The sequence below is a fragment of the Pseudoalteromonas sp. S3260 genome (genome assembly GCF_005886925.1).
In the GTDB taxonomy this organism is placed as follows: domain Bacteria; phylum Pseudomonadota; class Gammaproteobacteria; order Enterobacterales; family Alteromonadaceae; genus Pseudoalteromonas; species Pseudoalteromonas tetraodonis.
This window is the reverse complement of the sequence record NZ_PNCV01000177.1, coordinates 1-4,441: the sequence shown is the minus strand read 5'-3', so window position 1 is coordinate 4,441 and position 4,441 is coordinate 1. Positions and strand designations below refer to the sequence as shown.

Sequence of the window (4,441 nt, the reverse complement as noted above, 5' to 3'; positions counted from 1 at the left end):
TAAAATGCGCTAGCCGTGTGTTACGGATTGTTTCAATCGAAAAATCTCAGACACTTCCATGATTAAATTTGCAAATAAGGCATTTAAGCTTGTCCTTTAGTTTGTTGAAAAGTTATGCTTTGATGCATTAATAAAACTATTAACCTCTTTGGCTCTTCTCAACACAGCTCGGCACAAAGTGGTTATAAACATAAAAATAATAAGAGAAAATAATGACAAAACTTAATAACAATAGCGTTGTTATATTAAGCGCAGTTCGTACCGCTATCGGCAGCTTTGGTGGCAGCCTTAAAGATTTTAGCCCCGCAGAACTTGGCACACTGTGCGCAAAAGAAGCTCTAACCCGGTCTAAACTTATCCCTGACCAAGTTGGCACATGTGTAATAGGCAAAGTTATTCATAACGGCCCTAAAGACGCTTACCTATCAAGGGTCATTGGACTAGATGCTGGGTTGCCTATTAGTAGTCACGCAGTAACGCTTAATCGATTATGTGGCTCTGGCCTTGAAGCCATTATACAAGCCGCACAACAAATTCAATTAGGTGATGTAGATGCAGCCCTTGCTGGCGGAGCTGAAAGCATGAGTAGCTCAGCTTATACCCTCGAAAGTAATCGCTGGGGGCAAAAAATGGGCAATAGCATCATACAAGATGAACTCACCTCCACATTACAAGACCCATGGGATAATAACCCGATGGGAATAACTGCTGAAAACATCGCATATAAATACACTATTAGCCGCGACCAGCAAGACGCTTACGCAGCAAAAAGCCACCAAAAAGCCGCAAAAGCAATTGCTGCAGGCCATTTTAAACAGCAAATACTCCCTATTGAAATAAAATCAAAAAGTGGCATTCATATTTTTGATACTGACGAACACGTGCGAGCCGATACCACAACCGATAAGCTCGCTACATTAAAGCCCTACTTTAAAAAAGATGGAACCGTTACCGCAGCAAGCTCATCAGGTATAAACGATGGTGCGGCCATGTTGGTACTCATGTCTGAGCAAAAAGCCAATGAGCAAGGCTTAAAACCGCTTGGTCGATTAGTAGGTTATGCCAGAGCGGGTGTTGATCCTACTTTAATGGGGACAGGCCCAATTCCTGCAGTACAGCAGGTATTTGAAAAAACAGGCTTAACCATTGACGACATGGATGTAATTGAATCTAACGAGGCCTTTGCAGTACAAGCACTGTGCGTTGCAAACGAATTAAACTTTCCTGCCCATAAGGTAAACCCGAATGGTGGTGCCATTGCATTAGGCCACCCTGTTGGCGCAACGGGTGCCATACTAACAACCAAATGCTTGTATGAACTCAAACGAATTCAAGGCAAATATGGGCTAGTCACAATGTGTATTGGTGGCGGGCAAGGCATTGCAGCCATTTTTGAAGCGCTTTAACTTTAAGTTTGTAATAGCTATTTAAGGGCTTTATTCACAAGGAGAAATAACAGACGCTTTGCTTTTAGAGAAAAAACAGGGAGCAAAGCGCTGCTACACCTTATTGCTTAATAACAAAAAGCTTACCTCAAACCTCACCAAGCCATTCGTCTACAAATCGTGTTTTAAAGTTAACTTTCTTACGCCTAATAAAACACCACCAAATGAGATTGAAAATAATATCGGTAAAAACAGTAATGTATCAGTGTTGTCTATATCTGTAGCTGGGCTGCCGATAACTGCCAGCGTGTTAATTAACAGCAGTATTAAACTTGATTGCAGATAGCTCCTGCAAATAACAGCATTATAAATGATCCTGATATCGCAGGCGTAAAAGGTGCGGCGGCGAGTAACATACAAACAAACGAAAATATAACAGCACATCCAATTATTACTTTAAACATAACAACCTCCATGGTATATGGCTTTTAATCCACCAGCTATTTATAACTGTATTACTAAAAATCGTATTCCACTTAACAGGCATCAACTAATTTTTAGTTTATTAATAACCCCAATATAAAAACTACCTATTCCCAAACTGCCGTTCACAAGGCTCGCCATCTTTATCCCCGTCCATTTTGGTATTTGGGCAATGTTGAATAAAAAATAATGCCTCTTCATACGAGGTCATTTGGCTACAATGTTGGCGGCCATCGCAACGAAATGCTTGCTGTGTTTTATTAAGTGAGTTTGAACTAGCGGGCATAAATGACTCTAAGTTAGCATTAGTCACGACTGGTGTTTGCTTGGTATTTAAAAAACCGGTTTTATACACACTAAAACCAATACTAAAAATAATACCAAGTGTTATAAGTTTCATTAAAGGTGAGTTCTTACCTGAGGTTTTACTTATTCTAACCGGCCTTGATGAAGCTTTTATATGTGGTTGTGCGAGTACGCCCTCAATACGGCAATTCACAGCTTTAGTTTTACCGTTAGGCTCAGTCGCAACCTCAAAATAGATAATGTCACCCACTTTAGGTTTACGACTCATATGTTTTAGCGATGAAATGTGTATAAAGGTATCGTGTTGAAGTGTGCTTGATTTAATAAAGCCAAAACCTTTCTCGTCATTCCACGATTTTAATAATCCTTTGTTCATCCTTGGATCGTCCATTTAATAACTGTTAATTTTACATCCGTTTTAAAAGAGGCTTAAAACCAATCACATCTTGGCGAGCCCACCAACAACCTCTCTTTGTCCCTATTAACTAACTCATTTTGCAAAAAAGCGTATTTTTGCCTCTTTTAATGTGTTTAAAAATACAGAAAACGCACAAATTCCGCCCCCCATAAATGCAATTTGAAAACTAGATAGCGAAGAAAAACTAAATTGCTGAGAATACATGTACTGCCCTAATAACTGTGCAAAGGTAGCCACACCTAAAATAATTAACAATGGGCACACAACTAGCGTAAACCAAAACCAAATACGTTTAATACCTTTCATAAAAAATCCTTTTATTTTAAATTTAACTTAGAGATTAATTAGCTTATAAGCTACCAGCATTTTAAAATCCGCTTATAAGGTTGCCACATGAGTTTGATGTCTGAAGTCAAGATTTGACCCCATTTGGTTTCATTTAAGGGGCAAAATATAGTTGGCTAAAATATGTGAACGTAGTGAACAAAAAGCCAACTGTATTTTGTCCCGCTTGAAATTCTTATTAACTTGCCAACCACTGCAACAATGTTGTTAATTGACTTAACCCCCATGCAATAGAGCCAATAATTAACTTTAATGAATATTTCAATCCGAACACCGCTTCTATTACAGTTATCATTGTTAGTACTAAAATAAGGTTATTAGTTCGTGTTTGAAGCAATTGCTGCTGGCTTTGACAATAATAATCATGCCACCATTCATTTTCATTTTTGTATGGTTCATCAAAATCATGATCTCTATGATGTTGATAAGTTTTAATTACTTCTCCTTCTTTATCGGGGCTTAATTTACATCTTGTGCCAATTGAGCCTTCGTGCCAAAAAGTATATCTATCAAAGTAGAGTTCATACTCTTCATTAGGATTTAACGCCTTAATTTTTGGTGTAGACTGGGCCTGTTGTGCAAAACCAGAGAAACCATCACCTGAACTTATTGTGAACTCGGAAATTGTTGCCCCAGAAAATGACTCTGAACCAATATTTTTGATTTTCAAACCATACTCAAAAGGTTCATTTTGTATTAGAAATGGATACTTTCTTGAAAACCACCGCCTTCTAATAGGCCTATGAATAAACTGAAGTCGCAAATCAACTTGTTTTTTAGGCAGTAGCTCTAGTTGTTCTTCTTGTTTTTCTTCCAAGTTATACTCCTAAATTTGAAGGCAAGTTAACGCCGCCATAATTTGCCGACTGAAGCGCAGCGTAAGGCGGTCAAATTAATGGCTTTGTTAAAAGCTACTCTGTCTTTGGCACTTTTGCCGGGAATTCGTAAATAAACTTTAAGAGCATTTCAATAAATGCGATCAGCTCTTCAGCCACCTCTTTTGGCATGATTTCAATTTCGTGAGTTGCCTCGTTTCCTCGCTTCCGAATATGATCAACCCATCCCCGACCATTTGGTGGAACAAAACCGTTGTTAGCTAGATACTCTTCATAGTGGAAAAAGCTTTTCCCAACTTCTGCGCCTTGAGTTACAGCAATATTCATGAGCAGCTTTCGGCAGGCAAGCACGGAAGACGTATATGCGGCTATGGACACGCAATTTCTTGCTTCATGGTATAGAGATTTAACATCTTCAGGCAGATGACTAACTTCATTGCCAGGTGCAACCTGAGGCAGCTGAATGCCGTTACCGAAAAATGTTGGCTTAGTACAATGGGGACAAATTCTAATCCGATTGTAATTTGTTTCACGATCTTGATAGCCAAGCGAAGACGCAACAACATTTCCACAATAGCCACAAGTGAAGGACTTTGATTCAATTCCACTAGCATTAACCCATGTGCTCATTACTTCTCCTTGGCTTTTAACGCCTAATTAACAGGCAA

General features: G+C 38.9%; 6 protein-coding genes. 1 reads left to right on the top strand and 5 read right to left on the bottom strand.

Going from position 1 to position 4,441, the window contains the following annotated elements; translation table 11 throughout:
* The first annotated feature begins 212 nt into the window (after nucleotides 1–212).
* Entirely contained in the window at nucleotides 213–1,406 is a 1,194-nt protein-coding gene (gene bktB, locus CWC14_RS17870; RefSeq protein WP_138564240.1) for a beta-ketothiolase BktB, read from the top strand.
* Nucleotides 1,407–1,556: 150 nt separating this feature from the next.
* Here bktB and CWC14_RS19995 read toward each other — a convergent pair whose 3' ends face one another.
* The 5 genes from CWC14_RS19995 to CWC14_RS17845 form a co-directional block, all read right to left on the bottom strand.
* Complete coding sequence (locus CWC14_RS19995) at nucleotides 1,557–1,829, bottom strand: DUF6419 family natural product biosynthesis protein (RefSeq protein WP_349654513.1); 273 nt, start codon at nucleotides 1,827–1,829, stop codon at nucleotides 1,557–1,559.
* A gap of 142 nt (nucleotides 1,830–1,971) precedes the next feature.
* Complete coding sequence (locus tag CWC14_RS17860; RefSeq protein WP_138564238.1) at nucleotides 1,972–2,550, bottom strand: cold shock domain-containing protein; 579 nt, start codon at nucleotides 2,548–2,550, stop codon at nucleotides 1,972–1,974.
* Between the two features lie 114 nt (nucleotides 2,551–2,664).
* Nucleotides 2,665–2,898 carry a hypothetical protein gene (locus tag CWC14_RS17855; RefSeq protein ID WP_033103430.1) on the bottom strand — a complete coding sequence of 78 codons (234 nt, stop codon included), beginning with the start codon at nucleotides 2,896–2,898 and terminating at the stop codon, nucleotides 2,665–2,667.
* Between the two features lie 217 nt (nucleotides 2,899–3,115).
* Nucleotides 3,116–3,754, bottom strand: a complete 639-nt coding sequence (locus tag CWC14_RS17850; RefSeq protein WP_138564236.1) for a hypothetical protein — start codon at nucleotides 3,752–3,754, stop codon at nucleotides 3,116–3,118.
* Between the two features lie 94 nt (nucleotides 3,755–3,848).
* Entirely contained in the window at nucleotides 3,849–4,403 is a 555-nt protein-coding gene (locus CWC14_RS17845) for a DUF4145 domain-containing protein (RefSeq protein WP_138564234.1), read from the bottom strand.
* Nucleotides 4,404–4,441 lie beyond the last annotated feature (38 nt).